Consider the following 24,742-nt stretch of genomic DNA (forward strand, 5'->3'; position numbering starts at 1 on the left):
CTTAACTCTTAACGACCTCGGAGGTGCCCATCTTCGCAAGGGTTATCTTACAATCGCCATCTTCAACTTCAACAGGCAAAAGCTCAGGAGCAAGCCCACTATTAAGCTCCATAGAGTACATGAAAATATTAGCTATAGGACAGGAAAGAGGATTAATCTTAGAGCTTAAGAAAGCGTCTCTTACATTTTTCAAGCAACATCCCTTTATCTTCATCTTAAGAGTATAGTTATCCTCTTCAAATTCCACTTCACCACAGAACCCGCTTTCCTTCAACCATTTCTTTATCGTCTCTCTATCCTTGATACCTTCACCAAGCTTATCCTTAGCGAAGGCAACACCAACTCTCGTAAGCCTATAACGAGCTCCCTTCCCACGTTCATTCCAAAACTCTTTCTGAACCTCAAAAACCAAATTCTCCATAAACTTTTCAAATAAACTCATTCGATTTACCTCCTTTCGAATCACTCGGAGTAGTAAGGCTTACCAAACTTCTCGCTAAAAACTATGTCCTTAAGAGCTAACCTTGGTCGAGGATTGGGCATTCTTGCAGGCTTACCTATAGATATTATGCTTATTACCTTATAGTCCTCCGGTATCTCAAAATAGGTCCTTACCTTCTCTTCATCCCTCACATCTATGCAAGGAGCAATAACCCAACAGGCTCCCAAGCCCAGACTTGCAACCGCAAGAAGGATATTCTCTATAGCCGCAGAGGTATCGTAAGGAAGATCCCAAACATCCTTTCTACCTATGACCATAAGTATCAAATCTCCTTGACTTACGAACCCAGATACATCACCAGATGTAAGCTTCTTAAAAGCAGCTAATTTCTTCTGTTCATCCTGAAGCCCTTTGAATCTCTCTTGCATGTGCTTACTTAAAAATTCACCCGTAAACCTTCTTCCACTTGCCTTCTTTGACACATCTGCCAAGAACTTTTTCCCTTCCTCATCCCTAACGATTATGAACCTCCAAGGCTGAGCATTTTCACCAGAAGGTGCCCAACGGGCGCATTCCAATATAAACCTTAAATCTTCTTCAGATACTTTTTCCGGAGTATAATCCCTTACACTTCTTCTCTCGTAAACCACTTGAAAAAACGTATCTTTTCTTGAATCCACAATCGCTCCCTCCTTGCCTAAATTTTATGGCAGGGTTACCCCTAAAAGCGAGGTAACCCCAAGGAATAAAGGCTTTTTCCACCTCTACGAGGCCCTTTCAACAATGCCTCAACTTCCTTCTCATCTCTTTCTGTTAAGTACTTAGCGTCAGGAAGCTTGCCAGGCGGGAATCTCTCCAATATATCGTTGTGAAGCTTAATAAGATAATCTATAATCTTGTCCACAGCGTTATAAGCCTTTTCAGCTCTGGCTAAAGATGGCTTTCCGATAACCCCCTGAGGATAAACCATAAGCTCCAAACCACCCATACCCACTTGAGCATGACCAGGTATGGGATATTGATATATATCCCCACCTTTATCTACATGCCCCTCGGGCATAAATCCCCACGGCTCAGAGTCCTCCATATGCTCAGGCTCGTTCATCTCGGGAAAGAGAGCTAAAGATATAGAGGCTTCAACCTCATCTGCATGCCTAAAGGGGGTGTCCCATGGCCCACCGTGAGCTTTATCTTTAAGCTCATTTGCTACAACCGTTGGCCAGTTAACCATACATATTATCGCAGGAACTTGATATTGCTTCCAGAAAGCTTGTATAGCAAGAGGAATAACATACTCTTGACCATGACCATTAAGAAGGATTTGCTTTCTAAAACCCGCGTTCCAGTAACCAGCTATAACTGACATAAGATAGGGAATAAACACCTCATCGGGAACAATGACAGTACCAGGCTGACCTACCTGATTCCATGGGTGAGAGCCAAACCAAATAGGCTGTGATACAGTACAACCCGTTTCCTTCGCAACAGTTTCAGCGATCCTTGTAACTATAAAAGTATCCTCTCCAAAACACTGTCCCTTACCGTGATTTTCCGTACAGCCTACAGGAATTATTATGATATCGTTCTTCTTAAGTCTTTCCTCTACCTGACGCCAGGTCATATTTTGAAAGTATATACCATCAGCTTTATCCATGGAGCCTGTAGAGTATTTATATCTCATAAACTGCACCTCCTCCCCTTATAGAAACACCATACCAAGCGTGACAAAACCCATACGGATTTACTTATTCTACCCGTATGGGCCTTTGAAATTACTTCGCTAAGTGTTCAGGAAGCGGTGGAGAATAAGCCCAGACAAGCTTTATAGGCTCATCTCCCGTATTAATTATCTCGTGCTTTACCCCACACGGAGCAAATATAGCTGTTCCTGGTGTAAGCTCGTACTCACCGTAACCCTCGACTATAAGCTTTCCTCTACCAGAGATAATAAACATCGCTTCCTCATGACCCTCATGACAATGGGCAGGAATCCTACTTCCCACCTCTGTAACATTTACCCCCATAGAAATCTTAGTAGCTCCTACAGTCTTATTACATATAAGAACCTTAGAGACCCTAGGAGGAACCCTCTTTACTCCTTCAACTTCACTTTCATGAACAGTGAATTTAGCCATCTTCATCTACCCCTTTCCTCTAGAAGTTTTAACCTCCAAGATATACGGGAAAAATCTCTACCTTATCCCCATCTTTTAAAAGGTAATCTATATCTTGCCATTTACCGTTCACGGTAACTATTCCCACTTGATCCACAGGAACTCCCATATTCACAAGCAAATCTCCTATCTTAAGGCCATTTTTAACCTCTATTTCCCTTTCCTCAGCCCTGGCATACTTTTTAAGATAAAGGTGAAACCTTACTTTTACCATATCTTAAACTATAGCCTTTTTCATCTCCTCTTCAGGAACATCAAAAACAGCGTTTGTTGGAGGAAGCGGCTCCTTATAGAAGAACTCAGCAAGTCTATCATGAGCCGGGCTTATTCCGGCTCTCACATTAAACTCCCTCTCTACCTTGAGAGTCTCGATTCCCATCTCCCATACCTGATCGACAGTAAACTTAACCCCATAACGATAATAAAGCATATCAGCAAGCAATTGAGGCTCCTTAAGAAGAGGCGGTCTAGCAAATATACAGAAACCAAGACACTCTAAGGTTGTGATTTTTATCTGAAGGTTTCTTGAAAGCTCCCCCTGCTTTTCTCTACTTAACGGATTAACTTCATTCCTCGAACCAAAAGCGTTACCCGCAGTATGGTCAGCACCCATAGGTGATGTAGCGTAAAGCACGCCATTTCCTTTTAAAGCCCTTGGATCATATCCAGGAATACCTTGCCCTTTTGCAACAGGCACTCTGTAGACACCTAAAACCTTCCCTGTTATTTCAACGCCATTACCCAAAACCCTACCTAGAACGGATCCTTTCCTTATCTCATCAAGGAGAACCATACAGCTTTTCTCATCACCAAACTTAGCTAAACCAGCATCTATTGCAACACCTAAAACGCCACCTATCTCTATCGTATCCATTCCGATATCGTTTATCTCCCTATTTAACCTTGCAACGGAGTCCAAATTATCAAAACCAAGATTTGAACCTACAAGAGCTATAGTCTCATACTGTAATGTGGAAACTATCTTCTTACCACGCTCATCCGGATAGATGTTACCGCACATTATCATGCAACCAGGCATACAAGTAACACCAGTTCTACCCTCTCCGCCTCTCTTCACAACCGTTTCATAAAGAACCTCCCCACTTAAGTTCTTAGCATATTCAAAAGCACCATATCTAAAGTTCATCGTTGGAAGAGCACCAATAGCATTTACAGCATTGACTATCTGAGCGGTTCCATATTTTTTATAAGCATCACCCGTCTTAGGATCCTCTAAAAGCGCTCTATTTATCTTCTTCGCAACCTCTAAAAAGGCATCCTTATCGTAATAAGAAACGCTTTCCTTAGAGGGCTTAACTACTATTGCTTTAATACCCTTACTCCCCATAACAGCGCCAACTCCACCCCTAGCGGCAAACTTAAGCTCCCCATTAGGATCACTCAAGGCAATAGATGCAGATCTTAACCTCATCTCCCCAGCAGGTCCAATACAGATTATCGCTACATCTTTGCCATACCTAGAATAAAGCCTTTCAACCGTAGCATAAGTTCCTAAACCCCTAAGATCGTTGGCAGACAACAGCTTGACATTATTCCCATCTATTTCCAGAAGATATAACTCCTCATCCTTAGGCAATCCTTCAATAATCAAAGCCTTTATGCCAGCCCTCGACAAGTATGTGCCGGCTAAACCTCCACTATTAGCCTCCTTTATGCCATTCGTAAGGGGGCTTTTACAACCAACAGATATCCTACTTACGCTTGAAACTGCCGTACCACCCAATAAACCAGGAGCGATCACAAGCTTATTAAACTCACCTAGAGGATCACAGGTAGCATCAACTTCGTCTAAAACAATTCTTGAAGTAAGCCCTCTTCCACCTAAAAATTTATAATCTTCCTTAACAGCTCCCACTCTTATCTCCTTAGTTCCAACATCCACCCTAATTATTTTGTCCATTCTTTTAATCCCCCCTTACTCAACCTAAGTGTGCCTGTTGAGAGCTTCATATCATCCGCGATTACTTGTCAATTTAAAGTTAACATATTTTGGTTTCAATGTCAAGCTATCATTTAGATCAAAGTATTGATATTCATTATGAACATTTTTGTTCTCATGATTTATTATATTTAATGTTCTCTATAAAGCAACTCAGTTTCATAAAAAGTAAAACAATCTCTCAAAGCTTTCTGATATAATCATTCTTATGAGGAAAGGGCTAACGCTAATAGAGCTTCTTATAGCCTTAGCTATAGCAGCATTAATAGGTGGAACTCTCCTAGGGCTACTTATGGGGGCTACAAGAAGCAGAGAGTTTTCAGAAAATGTCGCTTTAGAAAACCAGATAGTAAGGGGAATTTTAGAACTACTTTACTCCGATCTAAGAGCGTCTTTTCAAATTAAGACGGGTTTAAACTTTGTAGGAGAAAAGACGAGGCTATCTTTCCTAAAAGCTGGAAGAAACGGATTAGAAAAGGTCGACTACGAACTAAAGGATGGAAAGCTTTTAAGAAATAATGAGGTTTTGTTGGAAGATGGTAGTTTTGGCATATCTTTTAAATTCATCAAGGATAAGAAATATATGGAGGTTTGGGAAGTTCAGGGAGATAAACCTGATGCAGTCGAAGTCGAGATAAAATATAGGGGAGCAAGTTATAAGAGGCTTATCTTAACCTATTAAGGAGGGGATATATTTGAAAACGACATTAAAGATGATACTTATTGCATCCTTGATTTTATTTCCCGGATACGCTTGGGGGATAGCAAATTGGACAGTAATGATTTACATGGCAGCGGATAACGATCTAGAATATTATGCTTTAAATGATTTTTTAGAGCTTTCATCAGTAGGCTCAAGCACAAACGTTAAAATAGTGGTCCAGCTTGACAGAGGTGGATACGATTCAAGATATGGGGCTTGGACTAAAGCCCATAGGTTTTACGTAACTAGAGGAATGACCCCAACTGAAGGTAATGCAATCTCAAATTGGGGAGATGGAAAGGGTGGAAGAGAGATAAATACGGGAGATCCAGGAGAGCTTAAGAAGTTTGTAGAATGGGCAATAACTAACTATCCAGCAAATAATTACCTTCTTGTGCTATGGAATCACGGACAAGGTTGGAAAAACAAAAGCGAAAAGGAAGGAAAAGAGCCCACCAAGTGGATTTTCTACGATGATACCAGCGACGATGTATTATGGATGTTTGAGTTGAAAGAGGCATTAAAAGGAAAGAGATTAAGCATAGTCGCAATGGATGCCTGTTTAATGGGAACTATAGAAGCTATGACCGAGCTTCTCGGAATAGCAGATTATTTCGTAGGTTCGGAAGCAGAGGTACCCGCAAATGGACTACCCTACAACACGATAATGAGCTCCCTTTTATCTAATCCGTCGATGACACCAAGGAGCTTATGCGAGATTATAGTGGAAAAATATGGAGACTTTTATAAAAGTAGCGTCCTTCCAGTGACCATCTCAGCAATAGATATGAGTAAGTTAAACCAAGTTATAGAGGCATTAGATAATTTCGTAGAGGGAACGATTTCAAGAAAGGACTGGAACTCCATTAAAAACGCAAGAAGCAGCGTTTTAAGTTTTCCGTATGAAGAAGATTATAGATATCAAATCGACTTGGGAAACTTCACCAGTGACCCGAGCCTTAAGAGCGCAATAGGAAACGCGGTTTTCAAGAAATATAACTCTTCAGAGTTAAGCAATGCTTCAGGAATATCTATATACTTTCCCCAAGGAAGAGAGTACAATCCTTTCTATAGCGATACAAGAAGAACGTTCTTAAGCCTGTCCAAATGGAATAACCTGCTTAAGGAATACCTGAAAGGAACAGCGCCTCGAGCCGATATCCCAAAAAGCGATGTTAAACCTAATATAGATGGAATAATAAAAGGAAATGAGTGGGAAGACGCATATATTATAGAAAAGGAAGGAGTTAAGATTTACCTAAAGTGCGATGAAAAATATATTTATATAGCCGTAGATGATATAAAAGACTCTACGCTCAACATAAACGATAGGGTAGGAATATACTTTGATACAAATGGAGATTGGAGCTGGCCTCAGAGCAGGGGTAACGAAGGTAACTATTGGATCAGATACGATGGAACAAAGTGGGAGGGAGTTTTTAGAGCCATCTGGGGCAATTCTGGGATGCCAAACTCCGATGAAAACTATGAAAGTCTCTCAAGCAACGAACTTACCTTTGCGACGTCTCTCTCTACAGGACATTTGGTTTACGAAATAAGGATAGATTATACCCTAAGATGGAAGGCAAATCCTGGTGATGAGGTCCATCTTTACATATTTGCTTATGATGGAGGAAAAAATCAGGACGATATTTGCTGGCCACAAGATTTAACAGGCATTGACTATGGACATCTTTCTCCCCTTAATTATGGAACGGTCAAGCTCGGTGAAAGGATAGAAATCCCATCGATAGAAGTAAAACCAGAGGAAATAGACTTCGGAGAAGTTAAAGTGGATAAAACCGAAACCAGAAATATAACGGTTAAAAACGTGGGAACAGGAACATTATTTGTAGAAGCGAGCTTAGAGGGGAAGGGTTCTTCAAGCTTCTCCATATCTCCCGCAAGCTTAGCTCTTTCTCCAGGGGAATCAGGTAATATAAGCGTATCCTTCAAACCAAAGAGGGATGAAAGCTATACCGCCTACGTAGTCATCCGAAGCAACGATCCCTTAAAAGACACCTGTTATGTCTACCTAAGAGGAGAAGGTAAAGAAGAGATCTGGCTTTTAGGGGGATGTACAGCGTCTGGGTGTGAAAACGGGCTTTCCTACCTTCTTTTCTTAATACCTCTATTCTTAATAGGCTCCCTTTCCAAGAAGGACAACTAAGAGTGTCCTGATTATTATCTTCAAGTCAAGCCATAAGGACCAATTTTGTATGTAGTACGCATCAAGGCGCAGCCTCTCCTCGAAAGTGGTGAGGTTGCGCCCGCTTATCTGCCAAAGCCCCGTTATCCCAGGTTTAACCTCCAATATTACGTCAAAGTAGTCCCCTATTTTCTCCCTTTCCCTTGGAAGATAAGGTCTCGGCCCAACTATACTCATCTCTCCCCTAAGAACGTTCCAGAGCTGAGGAAGCTCATCGAAGCTCCATCTCCTCAAAAACCTCCCAACCCTTGTAAGTCTTGGATCATGTCCCCTTAGTTTAGCAAACTTTTCCCACTCCTCTCGGGCCATTGGATTCTCTTTAAGATATTTCTCAAGGATATCGTCAGCGTTAAGGTACATGGTCCTAAATTTATAACAAGGAAATGTAGTACCTCCCTTACCAAGTCTTGGTGCTACATACAAAGCAGGACCAGGAGAGTCAATTTTAATTAATATAGATATAAGTAGAAGTATAGGGGATAAGATTACCAAAGCAGGGATAGATATAAGAAGATCGAAAGCCCTCTTTACTAAGGCATTCCAACCCTTTATGAGGTTTCTTTTTATTTCTATAAGAAATAGACCCTCTACCTCCTCAAGGCGAACAGAGGCAGAGGAAAGCCCATAAATGTCCGGAACAACTTTAACTGGAACGTTAAGTCGCCCGCATCTTAGGGCTATAGAGTTAAGGCCGTTACGACTCAGGGATGGAACAGCAATGATGACCATGTCAACCCTTCTCTCATTAATGATCCTTTCTATGTCCTCTAAACCCCCTAAAACAGGAAGACCTTCAACAACATCTTCAAAAGCTTCATTATCAATAAAACCGATAGCTTCGTATCCCCAAAGCGGGTATTTCCTCAGCTTAGACAATATTAACTTGCCTGTCTCTCCTGCTCCAACTATTAGAGTTTGTTTTCTAAAAAGCCCGATCTTCAAAGAAAGATATCTTATTAAGTATCTCACATAGAAGATCACCGGCAAAGATATCAAGAAAGAAAGCAATACGACAACTCGAGAAAACTCAAGAAGCCTATAAAGAAAGCTGAAAGAGAGGAATAAAAGAGCGGTTATAAATGTAGCCTTACCTATATAAAAAAGCTCATCTAATGGATCTAAGAAGGACTCCACGTATAGACCTTCCCATGCTAGGGCTAATATCCAGATTAAAAGAATAAAAGGTATTATATCAAGATATGCCCCCCATGGAACAGCTCCCCCTACGAAGAAACCTTTTAAAACCTCATGCCTTAAAAGATAAGATAAAACGAAGGATAAAAGTATAGCAAAAGCATCACCGATCAAAAGAAGCATAGGGAAAATTTTTCTCAACTTTTCACCACCTCTAAATAAAGCGAGGAAAGCTTTTCTATCAAAACTTCAAGGGAAAATTCCCTTTCAACCCTTCTTCTACCCTGTATTCCCATCTTTAACCTTAAATCCCTATTCTCTATAAGCCTTCTAAGGTAAAGAACTAGCTCATTTTCGTCTTTGCCCACAAAGCCCGTTTCCCCATGGATAACTACATCCCTATTTCCAACCACATCAGTCGCAACAACAGGTTTAGAGCAGGCCATAGCCTCAAGCACAGCTATAGGCATACCTTCCCATAAAGATGTCTGAAGATATATATCTATGCCTTTAAGATAAGATATAGCCTCTTTTCTACTAAGCCAGCCTAAAACCTTTACGGGAGAGCTTTTAATCTCGTCTTCAAGTTCTCCTCCGCCTATCCACAAAAACTCAACTAAAGGAGAGGAAAGTTTACAAGCTATGTTCTTAAAAAGCCATGGAGCTCTCGCATAAGTCACTCTACCAACGATAGCTACTCTAATTTTATCCTCATTAAAGATATGAGGTGGAATTTCGTCTATCTCCTCAAGGTCGATAGCGTTATTCAAAAGCTTCGCTTTAAGCGAAAGCTTCTTAGCTTCAGCGAGCTCACTAAGCGAACACGCGAGTATTACCCCCCCAAATGAAGCGGCTATCTTCTCAAGATAGAAAAATAGAGCTCTTTTCCATACAGAGACATCTTTCATTAAGAAAGAAAAACCCCTTGGAGAGTAAAAAACCCTCTTCCTCCGGAGAAGAAAAGCAGCAAGCCTTCCTAAAAATCCAGCTTTAGAAGAGTGAAGGTGAATTATATGAGGATCATATCTTTTTATCAACTTAATCAAACCAAAGAGAGCCTTTAAATCCGCAATAGGAGAGATTTCCCTTGTCATTGGAAGATATATCTTTTTTACATCTTCTCTGATAAGAGACTCCCAATTAGAAGGGGTTTCCTTTCTTAAGGAATAAATGAGATAAACTTCGAAAAGATCACGAGGAAGATTATTACATATCTGCCTTACCGATTGAAAGACCCCTCCGCCGAAGGACTCAACTACCTGAAATACTCTATACATTACAACAATAATTTTATCAGATTAAAAATTTTTGGGGTAGAGGGCGGGAGCACCCCCTACCCCATCTATCTATAGGGTGGGAGGAATGGAGCTCAAAACATCCTTCAATATCTCAATGGAAATAAGATATTCCTTCAAATTTATGTGCTCTCTCGGAGTGTGATCAAGGGAGCTATCACCAGGGCCATAAGCCACTGAAGGACAACCCCAAGCCGGAGCAAGCAAGTTCATATCGGCTGTACCGCTCTTCATCTTATGCTTCGGAGTTAAGCCTCTTCTTCTTATAGCCCTGTTAAAGGCTGAAACTAAAGGATTGCTTCTGTCACACTTATAAGCTTTAGCCTTAAAGTGTGGTACCCAACCATCGCCTAATATATTAAGAAGATCATCGGGATCAAGCCACAAGGGAAGCCTAAAGGAGATCCCCAGGTCAAGCCTTTCAAACAAACCATCGCTAAAAGATCTTATTTCCCTAACCTTTATATCAACCCTATCTATAGAGCCATCTCTACCTTCGTTTAACCCTTCTAAAAGCTTAGATATATCATTTAGGCTCCTTAAACCTTCCTCTATAGCTCCATCGTTTCCAGAAGCAGGGTGAGAAACCTCAGAGATAAAGCTCTTCTTTATAAACAATGAGCCCTTGTATCCTAATGTAACTCCATCAATACCGCTCGGCTCACCTATTATTAGATAAGAGGGTGGCTTTGAAACCTTCTTTAAAAGATGAAGAGCTCCTGTCGATGGTCCCTCCTCTTCAACTGCACCAACTACTACAAGCTTAAGATGCTCAGGAATAGAAACCTCAGAAGCAGCCACTATAAAGGCTGCTAACGGACCTTTTGCATCAACACTTCCCCTACCATAAAGAAGATCACCATCGATTCTCGGCTCTATCCATCCAGGAGCTGTATCCATATGTCCCACAAGATAAACCTCGGTTTGCCCTTTACCACGAACAGCGATAAAGTTTCCTACCTCATCCAAATAAGCTTCATCAAAATTAAGATTCTTTGAAGCATCAAGTAAAAACTCACCTATTTCCTTTTCCTCTCCAGCGAAGCTTTTTATCTCAACCATCCTGCGAAGAAGCTCTATCGGACACATCTCTTGAAAGCACCCTCCTAACTTTATCTACGACAAAAAGGATTTCCTCCTCACTTATAACAAGAGGAGGAAGAAACCTCATTACAGTAGGCCCAGCTTGAAGGGCTAAAACCCCTTCTTCAGCCAGAGCCTTAAGGTAAGGGGCGCTCCTTTTCTTTAACTCGATACCTATCATTAAACCTAAACCCCTTACATCTTTAACAAAGGGGGAATCTATGCTTTTCAATCCATCGATAAATAAACCACCTAATTTTTCAGCCCTTTTGTCGAGGACCTTCTCTCTCATAAACCTTATTGCCGCCCTCGCAGCAGCACATGAAAGAGGATTTCCGCCAAAGGTCGAACCATGGGTTCTAGATGGTACTTTGCCTAAAGACTCTCTCATTACGACTGCACCTATAGGAAGACCTCCTGCCATACCTTTAGCTAAACAAACCATATCAGGGGAAAGATCATGCCACTGGAAACCGAAGAACTTACCGGTTCTACAGAAACCAGTTTGAATTTCATCAGATATAAATAAAGCCCCTTTACTTTTACAAAGATCCTGAGCAAATCTTAAAAACCCCCCACTTATAGGGTAAACCCCTCCTTCACCCTGAACGGGCTCGAATATAAACGCTGCAGTATCTTCATCTATCGCCTTCTCAAGCTCTTCCCCATTCTCTGGTTCCACGTGAACAAAACCCGGAACCAACGGTTCAAAAGGCTCTCTATATTTAGGATTCCAAGTAGCGCTTAAGGCCCCAAAGGTTCTTCCATGAAAACCCCTTTTCAAAGCAACTATCTTCTTTCTCCCTGTTAGAAGTCTCGCAAACTTTATAGCCGCTTCAATAGCCTCTGTACCACTGTTACATAAAAAAACGCTACCCATATACTCCGGCATAACATCAAGAAGCTCTTTATAAAGAAGGGCTCTCTCCTCATGATAAAAAGTTTCGGAGCAAACTATAAGTTTTTTAGCCTGCGTTTCTATAGCTTCAAGAACATAAGGATTAGCATGCCCTACTATGCCTACCCCGTGCCCTCCAACACAATCTATATATTCCCTCCCCTGATCATCCCAAACTCTAGCTCCCTCTCCCCTAACTAACCTCAAGGGCACCTTGGGATATACTCCACTTCCATACTTCTCTTCCAGCTCTATCAGATTCAAGGTTAAGCTCACTCCTTCCTCTAAATATGGTTCCTTTACCCTGGAGAGCTGATATAATCGGGCTCTCGATACAACCAGAGGCTATTACACCTTCCCTGACTCCTCCTCTAACAGCTTCAAACAATGCCATCACCTTTTTCTTCATTCTACCTTTGGCTATCTGAAGTATCTCCTCTTCCATGTCAAGAGAAACCTCTTGAATTAAGCTTTCAGGATCACTTAAATCCCTTAAGAGGCCTGGCACATCCGAGAGAATAACCAAGCTTTCACTTCCTAAGGACAAAGCTATCTTTGATGCAAGGGTATCTCCATCAACGTTAAGGAGCTCTCCATTAAAGCCAAAGGCCAAGGGAGCTACTACAGGAACAAAACCCATATTTAAAAGCTCCCTTAAGAAAGAATCGTTAATCCTCTCTATCTTGCCGGAGTAGTCATCTTTTATAACCTTAACCTTCCCATCAGGTGTAAGAGCCTTTATAATCTTCCTCTCGGCTTCAATCAGCCTACCATCGGCTCCGCTTAAACCTATAGCTTGAACCCCTATGCTTTGAAGCTGAGCAACAAGAAATCTGTTTATCTTTCCAGCACACGCCATAACAAAGACTTCAAGAACCTCTTTCGTCGTTCTTCTGCTTTCAAACCCAGAAGGAGAAACCACCTTTTCTACCTCGACACCTAGCTTCCTTGATAGCTCATTTGTAGCCTCACCACCGCCATGGACTATAACAAGCTTTTCACCCATATCATAAAGCCTTTTAATATCACTGCATACATTTTTGAAATTCCCATTCAGGCTTCCACCTATCTTTAAAACTATCAAAAACTTCACCCCCCTAAACGGGATAAACAGGTACAAGCTTTAACCCCATATCTTCAGGCAATCCCAAAGCGATATTAGCCGCTTGAACTGCACTGCCTGATGCTCCTTTAACCAGATTATCTATAACGCTTACCACGGTTAATGCTCTTCCACCAGGATGAAGTTTAAGCCCGATCATACAAAGATTAGTCCCTGTAACCCATCTTGGATCAGGAAAACGAAGATGCTCCGGCTTAAAAGGACAGAGCTCAATAAAAGATTCAGAAGAATATCTATCCCTATAGATCTTAAGTATCTCCCTTTCACTAAGATCCTCTTTAAGCTCACATCTAACAACAGCTTGAATACCTCTGACAAGCTCAACAGCTGTTATCCTTATCTCTCCATTAACTCCCGTCTCTTGAGTGACCTCAGCAAGGTGCCTATGCTCATAAGTAGCATAGATCCTTAAGGCCCTGCTTCTTTCTGGATGATGTCCGCCCTCTGAAGGCTTAGCTCCTCCCGCAGAAGAACCAACCCTTACATCCGCATGAAAACTTTCCAATAGCTTCTTCTCAGCCAATGGCAAAAGAGCCAAATTTATAGCTGTTGCATTACATCCCACACCCGAGATCAACTTAGCGCTTCGTAACTCCTCTCTATGAGCCTCGGGAAGACCATAGACTGAACTTTTCAGAAGCTCCGGATAAGGATGGCTCCAAGAGTACCACTTTTCATACTCCCTGGGCTCCTTAAGCCTGAAGTTAGCGCTTAAGTCAACAACCTTTTTCCCCTTATCGTATATTTCTTTAACGAGATCAGCTCCCTCACCATGAGATAGAGCAACAAAGGCTATATCAAAATCCTCATCAAGGGCTTCTCCGTAACTTATAAAGTTATCCTTAAAAAAAGGCCTTAGGTGAGGATGATACCTCCAGATGGGCTCCCCTACCGCCCCCTGAGAGGCAACGCCTATAACCTTTATCCCTTCATGAAAAGAAAGTATCCTCAACAGCTCTCCTCCAGTGTATCCCCTTCCTCCGAACACAATAGCCTTTATCACGAAAGCACCTCCTCAACATAGTCAGCTATCATCTCTCCCACATCGATTCCAACATCTCTGGATGATCTTGCAAACTCTGGCGTAGAATTAACTTCATTAACTAGAAGCCCTCTTTCGCTCTCAAAGAGATCCAAAGCTATAAAGTCTCCACCAACGATAGAAGCCACCTTTTCCGATATTCTAATTAACTCATCACTTACGGAACATAACGCAGCTTTAGCTCCTCTAGCCGTATTTGTTACCCAATGGGAAGAGCTTCTATAAACCGCATACTTAACTTTCCCACCTATAACAAGAACCCTGATATCCCTTCCAGGCTTCCTTACATACTCTTGAATATAAAAGGCCTTCTGATGAACTCCTCCTAAGTTCCAGCGACAAAATATTATAGCTTCGGCAGCATCCCTATCATTAACCTTTGCTAAGAGCCTTCCCCAGGAACCGTTAACGGGCTTTATAACAGCAGGATAACCAATCTCCTCTAAGGCCTCTAAAGCCTTCTCAGGGGTAAAAGCAAGATAGGTACGGGGAACAGGAATTCCCTCCTTGGCCAAAAGCTCGGTAGTCAAAGCTTTATCGTTACAGACGACCATTGTTCTAAAGGGATTTATAACCTTAACTCCCCTATCCTCAAGCAAAAAGGATATATAAGTAGCCTGAGAGGCACTTAAGGTTCTATTTATAGCTAATCTAGCTCCAGGAACTCCATTACCTAACTCCCAAAGGGTCCTATTCCCCAGAACCTTTTCCACCTTTATCCCCCTTCTACTTAAAGCTTTATCTATTATCCTTTCCTCATCCCTCAAAATCGTATAGATTAAGAGAATCTTCTTGTCCTCCGTCCCAAGGCTACTCCCCCCAATCCTCTTCAACCTCGGGAGCAACCTCAAGCTCCAAAGGATTAAGACTCACAATCTCAAGTTCAACACCACAATCAGGACATATAACAATTTCTCCCACCTCTGGATCTTCAAGCTCTAATACCACATCACACTCAGGACAACGAGATTTAATCACCATTAAATTCACCCCCATCAAAGGAAACTTTTTATATACCTTACTATCTCCCCTGGTATGTCCACACCCGTAGGGGCAATGCTATTTCTAAACTCAGGGGAGTGATTTATCTCGTTAACCAAGAGCTCACCCGAGGGTGTCTCAAAAATATCAAGGGCTACCACCTCTCCATCTACAGCACGAGCTGCTCTTTCAGAAAGCTCAACTAGCTCAGAAGTTAATGGGCAGTTTCTAGCTTCACCACCACGAGCGGTATTTGTTATCCAGTGAGGCGAAACCCTATATATGGCAGCAACACACTTGCGTCCTATAACGAAGCTTCTTATATCCCTGCCAGGCTTATTCACATACTCTTGAATATAGAAGATCTTCTGAAGCCCATTTCCTAAAGTGTACTTATGTTCCAATACCGCCTCAGCCGCATCTTTATCATTAACCTTCGCTAAAAGCCTTCCCCAAGAACCATTAACAGGCTTAACAACCGCTGGATATCCAACCCTCTCTATTGCCTTTAAAGCATTCTCTGGAGAAAAAGCAAGATAAGTACGCGGAACAGGAATACCATTTTCCACCAAGAGAAGAGTTGTTATAGCTTTATCTAGACAGCTAGATATTGCCCTAGAGGAACTTATTACCCTTATTCCGTTACTTTCAAGGACCCGCGATACATAGAAAGCATGAGAGGCTGAAATAACGCGGTTTAAAACCACCGCAGGGGGTTTAATAGAAAGCTCCCCATTAGCAAAGAGAGGAAGTAAAAGACTATCCTCGTGAAGAAGATTTAGAGCAACACCCTCCCTTTCAAAGGCATCGATAAGCAACTTTTCCTCAACTCTTAACCTTGAGTAGACCATCCAAGCCTGCGCTTCCCCAAGTCAACCACCCTCCTTAAAAGATAGATATAAAAAAAGCCCCGCTCACCCTGGGAAGGTGAGCGGGGCTTTTAAAAATCCCTAGAGTTTAGCTTCAGCCTAAAGCTGAAGCAATAAACCCACCTTCCCAAGCCCTAAGCTTAGGCTTCTTGTAACCCTTGTTCCGCTTCAAAAGAGACTTGGAAAGATGAGCCTTTAAATTAATCACCCCAATTAACCTCCCTCACCAATTATCGCGCATAATATAGCATACTACTCTCTTCCCTGTCAAGGGTTTTTGAAATCAATATTTAAAGAAATTTACACCAGGGAAGTCTCAGAAATAACACCTTAAAAATAATCTCCTTTCAAACTTATAGACACATAAATAGTCACTATCTATAATATTATTAACTTAAGCTGTAGATATTAAGCAAAATCTTAAGGAGGGATACCTCTTATGGATCTTTCCTCTTTAATATTTATTATAACTTATATACTTTTAGCAATAGGACAGCCACCTATCTTTCGAATAGATAGAACGGGTGCGGTACTTATAGGCGCTACAGCTATGTTAGCATTAAAGGTTATATCCATTCAAGAAGCTTACTCGGCAATAGATTATAAAACGATAGCTACACTTTTCGGCTTAATGGTCTTGGTGGCCCACTTTCGACTATCAGGAGCTTTAAATCTATTAGTAAAATACCTGATTTCAAAAGTTAAAAACCCCTCTGAACTTTTATATTTTATAATCTTTAGCGCTGGTATTCTCTCAGCATTTCTAATGAATGATACGATATGCTTACTTTTCACTCCTCTGGTTTTAAAGATAACCAAGATATCAGGATTAAATCCTAAACCCTTTCTCTTAGCCCTATGTATGTCTGCAAATATTGGAAGCGTTGCCACGATCACTGGAAATCCCCAAAACCTTATAATAGGTATCTCCTCTGGACTAACATATAGTGAATTCTTTTACTATCTTTTCCCGGTTGCCATATTAGGGCTCCTCACTCTAATAACAATACTCAAAATAGCTTACAAGAAAGAATTATCAAAGCCTATAAATAACGAAGTAAAGCTTAAATTTAGATACAAAAAACCCATCGTAATTAAATTCTATATCATCGCTCTATTATGTTTAATTGGCTTCTTTATAGGGCTACCCATACAAGGAGTGGCCATGATTACCGCCTGCCTACTTTTGATTACAAGGAGAATAAAACCTGAAAAAGTTTACAATCTGATAGACTTCAAGCTTTTAGTCCTTTTCATAGGCCTATTCATAATAATAAAATCCTTCGAAAACTCAGCCCTATTTAAGCATCTCTCAGAAATCTCTGGAACCTTTCTAAAAAACCCACTTACCTTTGTATCATCGGTTACCATTTTATCTAACGCTGTAAGTAACGTCCCTGCAGTCTTAATATTCAAGCCCTTCATAGAAACCCTATCTTTAGGCAAGGAAGCATGGCTATACCTCGCCATGAGCTCAACATTAGCAGGAAATCTTACCGTACTTGGCTCTATAGCAAACATAATAGTCATAGAGTCAGCCTATCCGAAGGTAAAAATATCCTTCCTTGAGTACCTAAAGCTTGGCTTACCGGTAACCACTCTTACGCTACTTATTGGAACCCTATGGTTAAAAATAGCTTTACTCTGGTGATGAATCCTGATATAATGGTCGCGCTTGTATATAGCTAAGCAGCTAAAGTATCATCTATTAATCATAATGAAAAGATCATTAGCTAAATCTTTATCAAGATTTTTTAAAACTTTATACTGCTTTATAGCAAAATTTTCCTCACCAAGCGCTAAATAAACCAGACCAAGACCATAACGTGATTTAGCGTGATCAGGTTTTAGCTCCACAGCTTTCTCTAAAGCATTTGATGCCTCAACATAGCGTTCAAGTTTCGCATAGCACACACCAAGATTATAATAGGCCAAGGCATAATCTGACTTTAACTCATTCACTTGCCTATAAATCCTTATTGCTTCACCATAGCGGCCGATCTTGCCATAAGCTGACCCAAGGTCATTAAGCATATTAATATCATCTGGCTTCAGCTCAACAGCACACTTGAAGGCCCTTACCGACTCAGAATATTGATTTAGCTCCCAATAGTGCACTCCTATGCTATAATAGGATAAAGCGAGATTATCATTGGCTTCCTTATAGTCAGGTCTTATCCTTACGGCCTGTCTAAAAGTCTCTATAGCATTTTCATACCGACCCAGTTTAGCATAGGATAAACCGAGATTATAATAGGCTTCAGCACAATTAGGCTCTAACCTTATAAATTCCTTGAAAGCTTTGATCGCATCCTCATAGCAACCGAGATATCCATAGACTAAGCCAAGACCTATATACGCTTCAGCAAAATTAGGATCCAGCTTTAAAGCTTTCTTAAACGATTCTATTGCTTCAGCATAACGTTCCAGCTTTATGTACGATAATCCATGGCTAGAATAACCCTTAGGCTCAACATACTGACCGAATTTAATACTAGATAAACTAAGCCCATGATAAGCTAAGACAAAATCAAGCCTTAATCTTATAGCTTCCTTAAGCTCTTCAATTCTTTCATCATCCTCTTCCTCAAAAACTCTTATACCAATACCAGAATAAAATTTAAGCATACTCTGCGCAAAAGCCATAGAAACAGGCAAGAAACAGAAAGTGAAAATAAAACAAGCTAATAAAAACCTTCTTCTTTGTAACATATCCACACCACCCTAAGAAGCCTTAAAACAGGCTAATATCATTAGGTATTATCTCAAAAATAAAATTAAAGTCAATAGATTTACAAAAGGCAGAAAAGAAATAAAAATTATTTTAAGCAAGATGCCAACCGCATCAGAAAATCATTGACTTTTAAAACTCATTAATTTAAATTATCCTTGAAGTAATTTCAGAAAGGAGGGAAGGATATGATTTTACCTATCATTATCATTTACATGATCGCTATGCTACTTATAGGATGGTGGGCAAGCAAATATTACATAAAAGGTATGACCGACTTCCTACTTGCTGGTAGAAGGCTTGGCGTATTACTTGGTGCTGCCACTTTAGCAGCGACGCACTTTGGCGGTGGAGCTGTAATGGGTGGAGGAGAATATGGCTTTAAATATGGTATCTCTGGCGCATGGTATGGAGTATCTTGCGGAATTGGCTTGCTGTTCTTAATTTTAACGGCAGAAAGATTTAGAACCCTTGCTCTTTATACTGTGCCTGATTATCTTGAACAAAGATACGGCGGAAAAACAATAAGAGTCTTAGGGGCATTACTTTCACTTATAGCCCTTATAGGTATTCTTGCAGCTCAAGTCTTAGCTGCAAGAAACGCTTTAAGCATAGTAGGATTAAAGGGGAATACCGGCGCCATAATAGCAACCTTAGTATTTATAATTTACACTACCACTGGAGGACTATGGGCCGTTACGCTAACCGATCTATTTCAGCTCATCTTAGCAGCTATAGGGGTAATAATAGGAGCTTTTGTAGTTCTTGTTAAGGTTGGAGGCTTTACTGGATTAACATCCGCTTTAACTTCAAAAGGAGTTGCCGCAAGCTACTTCAGCTTCTGGGGAATGGGAACGGCTAGCATAATGTGGTTACTCCTTCCTACAGTAATGTATACCCTTATAGGTCAGGACTTTTACCAGAGACTATTTGCTACAAAAGACCCAAAAACAGCTAAGAACGCAGCTCTTCTTGGTGGAATAATATTAGTTATAATAAGCTTTTTCCCAACGATAATAGGAATGGGAGCTAAAGCGTTATCAAGTGAAGATCTGGGAAGAATGTCTGTACCATGGGTCTTACAAAACCTTATGCATCCTATCCTAGGAGGAATAGTTCTATCGGCTATACTTGCGGCCATAATGTCCACAGCGGATTCCCTTCTTACCGCTGCCACATCCCATATAATTAAAGACCTCTGGATCGAAACTTTCAAGGCAGATGAGTTAAAAGAAGAGAGGAAGCTCTTAACCTTATCAAGGATCTTTACCTTCATAGTCGGCATTTTATCACTTATAATAGCTCTTATCGTCCCAGGAATAATAGACGCACTTATATACTCCTACACTATGTACACAGCAGGAGTATTCATACCTGTAATAGGAGGAATCTTATGGAGTGGAGCAACAAAGGCAGGAGCGATTACATCTCTTGTTGGTGGAGCAATAGTAGCGCTCTACGGCATATTAACAGGAACAGAAGTCTTTGGAGCACCTGCTGAAATATACTCAGCTTTAGTATCATTAGTATTATTTATACTAGTATCAGCGGTAACGAAAAAGGCTTAAAAACAAAAGGGGCTGGAGGTTTTCTTCCAGCCCCTTAATTTATACCATTTATTTAGAGTGGACACAACGATAGCCTATGCAAATAGGGACAGTGAGCGCAATTAGGTAAGTTCCCCCAGCAATCGCTTTGGTTACTTAAAGTAAAATCACAACCTTCCTTAAAGGGGCACTCGAAACAAGAAGGAAGATAATTGAAAGTTAATCTTAAAAACATTTCAGAGTATTTATCTCTCCAAACATCCATTAGATTATCACAAGCTATATTACCTAAGGAAACCTCTTTTATATTCCTCTCCTTATTTAGGACCTTGACCTTCCATGACCTTGAAAAGTATAAGCACGGAGCTATTTCTCCATCACATCTTATAAAAAGAGCTCTGTTTGAAGCAAAAGGACAACCCCTTGCAAACCTTGTTAGATGATAACAACACAACTGAAGAACAAAGCACTGGAGGATAAGTCACAGTGCTAAGGATAATCATACTTCATTTGTCATCCCAGTGATATTAGCTATCACAATTTTTAATAAGATAATTCCTCAGAAAGGCCATTAGATTCTAACGAGGAGCCTCTATTACTTTAACAGCTTAAATTCCGCACCTTACTTAAAAAGCTTTAAATCTATTGACTTGATAGAAGAGACCGTTTAAACTTAAGATAAAAGCTAAAGAGCGGCAGAGAAAGGGAGAGCCATTCTTAGAGTGAAGAGTGGCTCTCCTTTTACTTTATAGGAGGTGACCAGGTTTGAAAAAAGAACAAAAAACAGGAAACGCATCAAAACTCTTAGAAAGTATCGAAAACATGTTCTTCGAGATTTTCCAATTAACTTGGCTTTTAAACGAAAATATAAAGGTTTTTGAAAACATAGCTGAAAGTTTCTCTAACGTAGAAAAGCTTAATATTAAGAGCTTTGACAATGCCTCAATAATAATGGAGATAGTGAATGAACTTGTAAAAATATCCAACAAACTAAGGGAAGAAACTCTACGAGCGAAAAACATTACAGAAACACTTGAAAACACCTGTAGAAACTTAAGCATCTCTATAGCTATGGCGCGGAACGCTTTAGAAGAACAAGAAAAAATCTTCAAAAAGGTTGTAGAAACTAATGAAAATCTTATAAATCAATCAGGAGCCGTAGCAGAAATAATAAAAACTTTAAACCTGCTTGCTAAACAGATAAACCTGCTTTCTCTCAACGCCTCTATAGAAGCCGTAAAGGCCGGTGAAAAAGGGAAAGGCTTTGCGGTTGTATCACAAGAGATAAGAAAACTCTCAGAAAAAACAAGAGAGGCTAACTCTGAAATAGAAAAAACGATCAAAAATATCGTGAACACGATAAAGGAATCTTTTGAAATAACTAATAAATCCTTTGAAGAGTTTTCGAAACTTAAAGAATCGTTTAAGGCGTTTATGGGTTTTATATCCCAAACGGCCTCAGGATTCGAAAACGTTTTTCAAGTAACAACAACGATAAATAGCATATCTGATGAAGTTCTTAAAGTAACAAACAAAATAGAGGAATCTTCAAGGGAAATTTTTGATACATCTAAGAATGTAAGAGAGCTATCAAGGGAGGTGGGAAATACCGTAAAGACCCAAGAAAGCAAAAACCAAGAGGTTTTAAAAATGATATCCTCTCTCAACAAAACCCTTTTCGATATACAAAGGCAAGCATCCACCTTAAGATCCGAACAGGAGATAATTTTTGGAGTCAATCCTTTCACAAATCCTAAAACTATAAGAGAGATGTACTACCCCATAATAAAGTGGGCTTGCGAAAAAGCAGGTTATACATCAAGAATGGTTATCGTTCACAGTTACGATGCTTTGACTCAAGCCTTAAAAGAAGAGATAGTTGATGGAGGTTGGTTTTCCCCATTCGCATATGTTGAAGCAAAGGAGACTTTGGATAATATAGTTCCTATAGCGACTCCCATAGTTAACGGAAGAGCAAGCTACGATGGATATATTATTACCTCCAAAAAGTCCAATATAAAAAGCCTTAAAGACCTTAAAGGAAAGCGCTTCGGATTTGTAGATCCCAAAAGCGCTTCAGGTTATCTATTTTCAAAATATGCTCTACTTCAAGAGGGAATAAACCCTGATAAGGACTTCAAAGAAACCCTCTTCCTGGGAAGTCACGATAATGTTATAAAGGCTGTTCTTCAAGGAGAAATAGATGCAGGTGCCACTTACAATGAAGCACTAGAAAGAGCTAAAGAACAGGGAGTAGACATAAGTGATGTAGTTATAATAAACACCGTTAAAGATATACCTAAAGACGCAATAGTCTTACTTAATCGCCTACCACATAACTTCATAGAAAAATTCAAGGAGGCGCTTCTTTCATTTAAACAAGCCAAGGGAATTCAAGGTTTTGTTGAAGCAAGAGATGAGCGCTATGACATCATAAGAAGGGTTAAAAAAACTATATCTTTATAAGCTCGTATGCTTGGTTTCCTAAACCTATCTCCTCAGCATAGTCAAGCATGACCTTCCAGTTAGTTTTAGGATGAATCAAGGTAAACTTATCCTCCCCTTTACGCATGTCTTTTTCGGAAAGAGGACCAAAGGGATTTGGCAAAGCCTGATTTACAAGATCAACTGAAGCCTTATCTATAGCAACAGGATCAAAAGAGGCTAAAACACCTATATCAGGAACTATAGAAGCATCGTTATAATTCCAGCAGTCACAAAATGGAGAAACATTAGTAATGAAGTTTATGTGAAAGGCTGGCTTATTCTTCAAAACCGCATAGGCATACTCCACTATACGCTCACACGCTTCCAAGCTCATATCCCAATCTATATCTATCGCCTCTGAAGGACAAACAACTATACACTGACCACATCCAACGCATATTTCGTAATTTATGTAAGCCTTCCTATTCTCATCAAAGCTTATAGCGCTATAATTACAGTTTCTAATGCACGCTCCACAAGAAACACAATCATTCTTTGAGATCCTGGGCTTAGAGTTAGAGTGCATCTTAAGCTTGCCTTCCCTGGAAGCACAACCCATTCCAACATTTTTAATTGCGCCTCCAAAACCGGTTAACTCATGTCCTTTAAAGTGATTTAAGGAAATAATCACATCAGATTCCGCTATAGCAGAAGCTATCAACGCATAAGAAAAGTGTTTTAAGTTTATCTCTACCTTTCTACAATCAAAGCCCCTTAATCCATCGGCTATTAAAACATGACACCCAACCGTTAACGGATTAAACCCATTCTTGAAAGCAGCTTCAAGATGACTTACCGCGTTAGACCTGCTTCCCCTATAAAGTGTATTCGTATCTGTCAAAAAGGGTTTGGCACCTAAATCTCCCAAAATCTTAACGAGCCTACCAACAAAGTTATGCCTCACATAGGCCAAGTTTCCGAGCTCTCCGAAATGCATCTTTATGGCCACAAATCTTTCGGAGAGACTCAAATGACCTATGTGGGCCGTTCTAAGAAGACGTTCAAACTTATCCAGAAGATTCTCCCGAGAAGAAGCTCTAAGGTCCATAAAATATACCTTTGAAGCCATTATTTATTACTCCTCCTCTCCTCCATAATAGGCTATACTTGGATTAATGGCCTCAACCACCTTAATTCTCTTAAATCCCATACCCTCTAATTTACTAACGATGTCCCTTGTGATCTTATCTACTATGGTCCAACCCAAGGCTTTACAGAAGGGACATACACTAAGCCTCCGAGCTAAACTGACCCATATTTCAGCATAGCTTTCCTTAATCGTCATACCATAAACTAAACCAAGGGAAACGATATCGCTTTCGGTCTCGGGATCCTTAACCTTCTTAAGCTCCTCCAAAACACTCTTTTCAATTTCATTAAGCTCTCTTTTCACTTCAAGCTCACCTCTGAATCAAAAGATTTATATAATTATAGCACTAAATAATATAATACGGTAGCGGATTCTCGCAAAGAAAGACCATCAAATTAGCTTTTAGTTCTATAATCAAAGGGATCTTTAATCGCACTCCTGATATAGATGTGACCATTCCTAAGCTTTATAAATATAAAAGGGCTCTCAAGCTTAAAACTTGAGAGCCCTTCGAAATCAAAGATTAATAGCTGTACTTAATCCTCCTCAAAGATCTCATAAGGGCACGATGTAGGCCACTGAGGTAGCAAGCCAACAAACATTATTCCTGCTACAACCAAAAGCCTTAAATCCTCATCGCCTGTATTAAATACCCTGTGACATGTATTCTCTTTATTATAAACGGCATCACCAGCCTCGAAAGGAAACCTCTGTCCCTCTACCTCAACTTCCCCTTTACCTTGAAGAACGTAATATATTTCCTCACAATTATGACGATGAAGAGGGCTATGAGCACCTGGCGGAATCTCCACTATCCCAACTATTAGCGATTTTGTAGGAAATCCAGTCTCAGGATATATTACCTTCCAGTCCCTTACTCCCTTTTTCTTTTCCATGGGAGCTCCTCCTATAAACTCGCTCTTTTTTATGACCACCTTATGCAATGTTTGTACACCTCCTTATGTTCTTATCTC

25 protein-coding genes are annotated in these 24,742 nt (G+C 40.3%); 6 read left to right on the top strand and 19 right to left on the bottom strand.

Annotated elements, in window-relative coordinates; all coding sequences use genetic code 11:
• Position 1: 1 nt before the first annotated feature.
• The 6 genes from NZ900_05685 to NZ900_05710 form a co-directional block, all read right to left on the bottom strand.
• Positions 2-442, bottom strand: a complete 441-nt coding sequence (locus NZ900_05685; protein ID MCS7233577.1) for a hypothetical protein — start codon at positions 440-442, stop codon at positions 2-4.
• A 20-nt stretch (positions 443-462) separates the two neighbouring features.
• Positions 463-1,122, bottom strand: coding sequence for a nitroreductase family protein (locus tag NZ900_05690; GenBank protein MCS7233578.1), 660 nt, complete (start codon positions 1,120-1,122; stop codon positions 463-465).
• Positions 1,123-1,163: 41 nt separating this feature from the next.
• Positions 1,164-2,123, bottom strand: a complete 960-nt coding sequence (gene iolN / locus NZ900_05695) for a 3-dehydro-scyllo-inosose hydrolase (GenBank protein ID MCS7233579.1) — start codon at positions 2,121-2,123, stop codon at positions 1,164-1,166.
• 91 nt (positions 2,124-2,214) lie between these two features.
• Entirely contained in the window at positions 2,215-2,583 is a 369-nt protein-coding gene (locus NZ900_05700) for a cupin domain-containing protein (GenBank protein MCS7233580.1), read from the bottom strand.
• A gap of 22 nt (positions 2,584-2,605) precedes the next feature.
• Positions 2,606-2,830, bottom strand: a complete 225-nt coding sequence (locus tag NZ900_05705) for a MoaD/ThiS family protein (GenBank protein MCS7233581.1) — start codon at positions 2,828-2,830, stop codon at positions 2,606-2,608.
• Between the two features lie 3 nt (positions 2,831-2,833).
• A complete protein-coding gene (locus tag NZ900_05710; GenBank protein MCS7233582.1) occupies positions 2,834-4,537 on the bottom strand; it encodes an aldehyde ferredoxin oxidoreductase in 1,704 nt (567 codons plus the stop codon).
• Between the two features lie 247 nt (positions 4,538-4,784).
• On the opposite strand from NZ900_05710, the gene NZ900_05715 reads away from it, so the two are divergent.
• Both NZ900_05715 and NZ900_05720 read left to right on the top strand, forming a co-directional pair.
• Entirely contained in the window at positions 4,785-5,258 is a 474-nt protein-coding gene (locus NZ900_05715) for a type II secretion system protein GspJ (GenBank protein MCS7233583.1), read from the top strand.
• A gap of 13 nt (positions 5,259-5,271) precedes the next feature.
• The gene (locus NZ900_05720; GenBank protein ID MCS7233584.1) at positions 5,272-7,449 is read left to right on the top strand and encodes a clostripain-related cysteine peptidase; all 2,178 of its coding nucleotides are present in this window, start codon (positions 5,272-5,274) and stop codon (positions 7,447-7,449) included.
• Here NZ900_05720 and NZ900_05725 read toward each other — a convergent pair.
• From NZ900_05725 to lysX (NZ900_05765), 9 genes are all read right to left on the bottom strand, one after another.
• The gene (locus NZ900_05725; protein ID MCS7233585.1) at positions 7,417-8,823 is read right to left on the bottom strand and encodes a sugar transferase; all 1,407 of its coding nucleotides are present in this window, start codon (positions 8,821-8,823) and stop codon (positions 7,417-7,419) included. The genes NZ900_05720 and NZ900_05725 overlap by 33 nt on opposite strands.
• Positions 8,820-9,899, bottom strand: a complete 1,080-nt coding sequence (locus tag NZ900_05730; GenBank protein MCS7233586.1) for a glycosyltransferase family 4 protein — start codon at positions 9,897-9,899, stop codon at positions 8,820-8,822. Before NZ900_05730 ends, NZ900_05725 begins: the two co-directional genes overlap by 4 nt.
• A gap of 69 nt (positions 9,900-9,968) precedes the next feature.
• Positions 9,969-11,006, bottom strand: coding sequence for a M20/M25/M40 family metallo-hydrolase (locus NZ900_05735; GenBank protein ID MCS7233587.1), 1,038 nt, complete (start codon positions 11,004-11,006; stop codon positions 9,969-9,971).
• Positions 10,972-12,162 carry an aspartate aminotransferase family protein gene (locus NZ900_05740; protein ID MCS7233588.1) on the bottom strand — a complete coding sequence of 397 codons (1,191 nt, stop codon included), beginning with the start codon at positions 12,160-12,162 and terminating at the stop codon, positions 10,972-10,974. The genes NZ900_05735 and NZ900_05740 overlap by 35 nt, the downstream gene beginning before the upstream one ends.
• A complete protein-coding gene (locus NZ900_05745; GenBank protein MCS7233589.1) occupies positions 12,092-12,982 on the bottom strand; it encodes a [LysW]-aminoadipate kinase in 891 nt (296 codons plus the stop codon). The genes NZ900_05740 and NZ900_05745 overlap by 71 nt, the downstream gene beginning before the upstream one ends.
• Before the next feature lie 13 nt (positions 12,983-12,995).
• The gene (argC, locus tag NZ900_05750; protein MCS7233590.1) at positions 12,996-14,024 is read right to left on the bottom strand and encodes an N-acetyl-gamma-glutamyl-phosphate reductase; all 1,029 of its coding nucleotides are present in this window, start codon (positions 14,022-14,024) and stop codon (positions 12,996-12,998) included.
• A complete protein-coding gene (gene lysX / locus NZ900_05755; protein MCS7233591.1) occupies positions 14,021-14,896 on the bottom strand; it encodes a lysine biosynthesis protein LysX in 876 nt (291 codons plus the stop codon). The genes argC and lysX (NZ900_05755) overlap by 4 nt, the downstream gene beginning before the upstream one ends.
• The gene (gene lysW, locus NZ900_05760; GenBank protein ID MCS7233592.1) at positions 14,874-15,038 is read right to left on the bottom strand and encodes a lysine biosynthesis protein LysW; all 165 of its coding nucleotides are present in this window, start codon (positions 15,036-15,038) and stop codon (positions 14,874-14,876) included. Before lysW ends, lysX (NZ900_05755) begins: the two co-directional genes overlap by 23 nt.
• A 20-nt stretch (positions 15,039-15,058) precedes the next feature.
• The gene (lysX, locus tag NZ900_05765; protein ID MCS7233593.1) at positions 15,059-15,895 is read right to left on the bottom strand and encodes a lysine biosynthesis protein LysX; all 837 of its coding nucleotides are present in this window, start codon (positions 15,893-15,895) and stop codon (positions 15,059-15,061) included.
• 457 nt (positions 15,896-16,352) lie between these two features.
• Between lysX (NZ900_05765) and NZ900_05770 the strand changes: the two genes are divergently transcribed.
• On the top strand, positions 16,353-17,564 hold the full coding sequence (locus NZ900_05770) for an SLC13 family permease (GenBank protein MCS7233594.1): 1,212 nt from the start codon (positions 16,353-16,355) through the stop codon (positions 17,562-17,564).
• 50 nt (positions 17,565-17,614) lie between these two features.
• Here the strand turns inward: NZ900_05770 and NZ900_05775 are convergent, their stop codons facing one another.
• Positions 17,615-18,625 (bottom strand): tetratricopeptide repeat protein, encoded by a 1,011-nt coding sequence (locus NZ900_05775; GenBank protein ID MCS7233595.1) that lies wholly within the window; start codon positions 18,623-18,625, stop codon positions 17,615-17,617.
• Positions 18,626-18,832: 207 nt separating this feature from the next.
• Between NZ900_05775 and NZ900_05780 the strand changes: the two genes are divergently transcribed.
• The 3 genes from NZ900_05780 (at position 18,833) to phnD (ending at position 22,657) form a co-directional block, all read left to right on the top strand.
• Positions 18,833-20,212: a sodium:solute symporter family protein gene (locus tag NZ900_05780; GenBank protein ID MCS7233596.1), complete on the top strand. Its 1,380-nt coding sequence runs from the start codon at positions 18,833-18,835 to the stop codon at positions 20,210-20,212.
• A gap of 191 nt (positions 20,213-20,403) precedes the next feature.
• Entirely contained in the window at positions 20,404-20,634 is a 231-nt protein-coding gene (locus tag NZ900_05785; GenBank protein ID MCS7233597.1) for a hypothetical protein, read from the top strand.
• A gap of 322 nt (positions 20,635-20,956) precedes the next feature.
• Positions 20,957-22,657: a phosphate/phosphite/phosphonate ABC transporter substrate-binding protein gene (phnD, locus tag NZ900_05790; protein MCS7233598.1), complete on the top strand. Its 1,701-nt coding sequence runs from the start codon at positions 20,957-20,959 to the stop codon at positions 22,655-22,657.
• On the opposite strand, the gene NZ900_05795 is transcribed toward phnD, so the two are convergent.
• The 3 genes from NZ900_05795 to NZ900_05805 form a co-directional block, all read right to left on the bottom strand.
• Positions 22,644-23,750, bottom strand: coding sequence for a DUF362 domain-containing protein (locus NZ900_05795; GenBank protein ID MCS7233599.1), 1,107 nt, complete (start codon positions 23,748-23,750; stop codon positions 22,644-22,646). The genes phnD and NZ900_05795 overlap by 14 nt on opposite strands.
• 3 nt (positions 23,751-23,753) lie before the next feature.
• The gene (locus tag NZ900_05800) at positions 23,754-24,071 is read right to left on the bottom strand and encodes an iron-sulfur cluster assembly protein (protein ID MCS7233600.1); all 318 of its coding nucleotides are present in this window, start codon (positions 24,069-24,071) and stop codon (positions 23,754-23,756) included.
• Positions 24,072-24,304: 233 nt separating this feature from the next.
• On the bottom strand, positions 24,305-24,703 hold the full coding sequence (locus tag NZ900_05805; protein ID MCS7233601.1) for a cupin domain-containing protein: 399 nt from the start codon (positions 24,701-24,703) through the stop codon (positions 24,305-24,307).
• Between the last annotated feature and the right edge of the window lie 39 nt (positions 24,704-24,742).

The sequence above is a fragment of the Synergistota bacterium genome (assembly GCA_025060595.1).
Lineage (GTDB): Bacteria > Synergistota > GBS-1 > GBS-1 > GBS-1 > 42-11.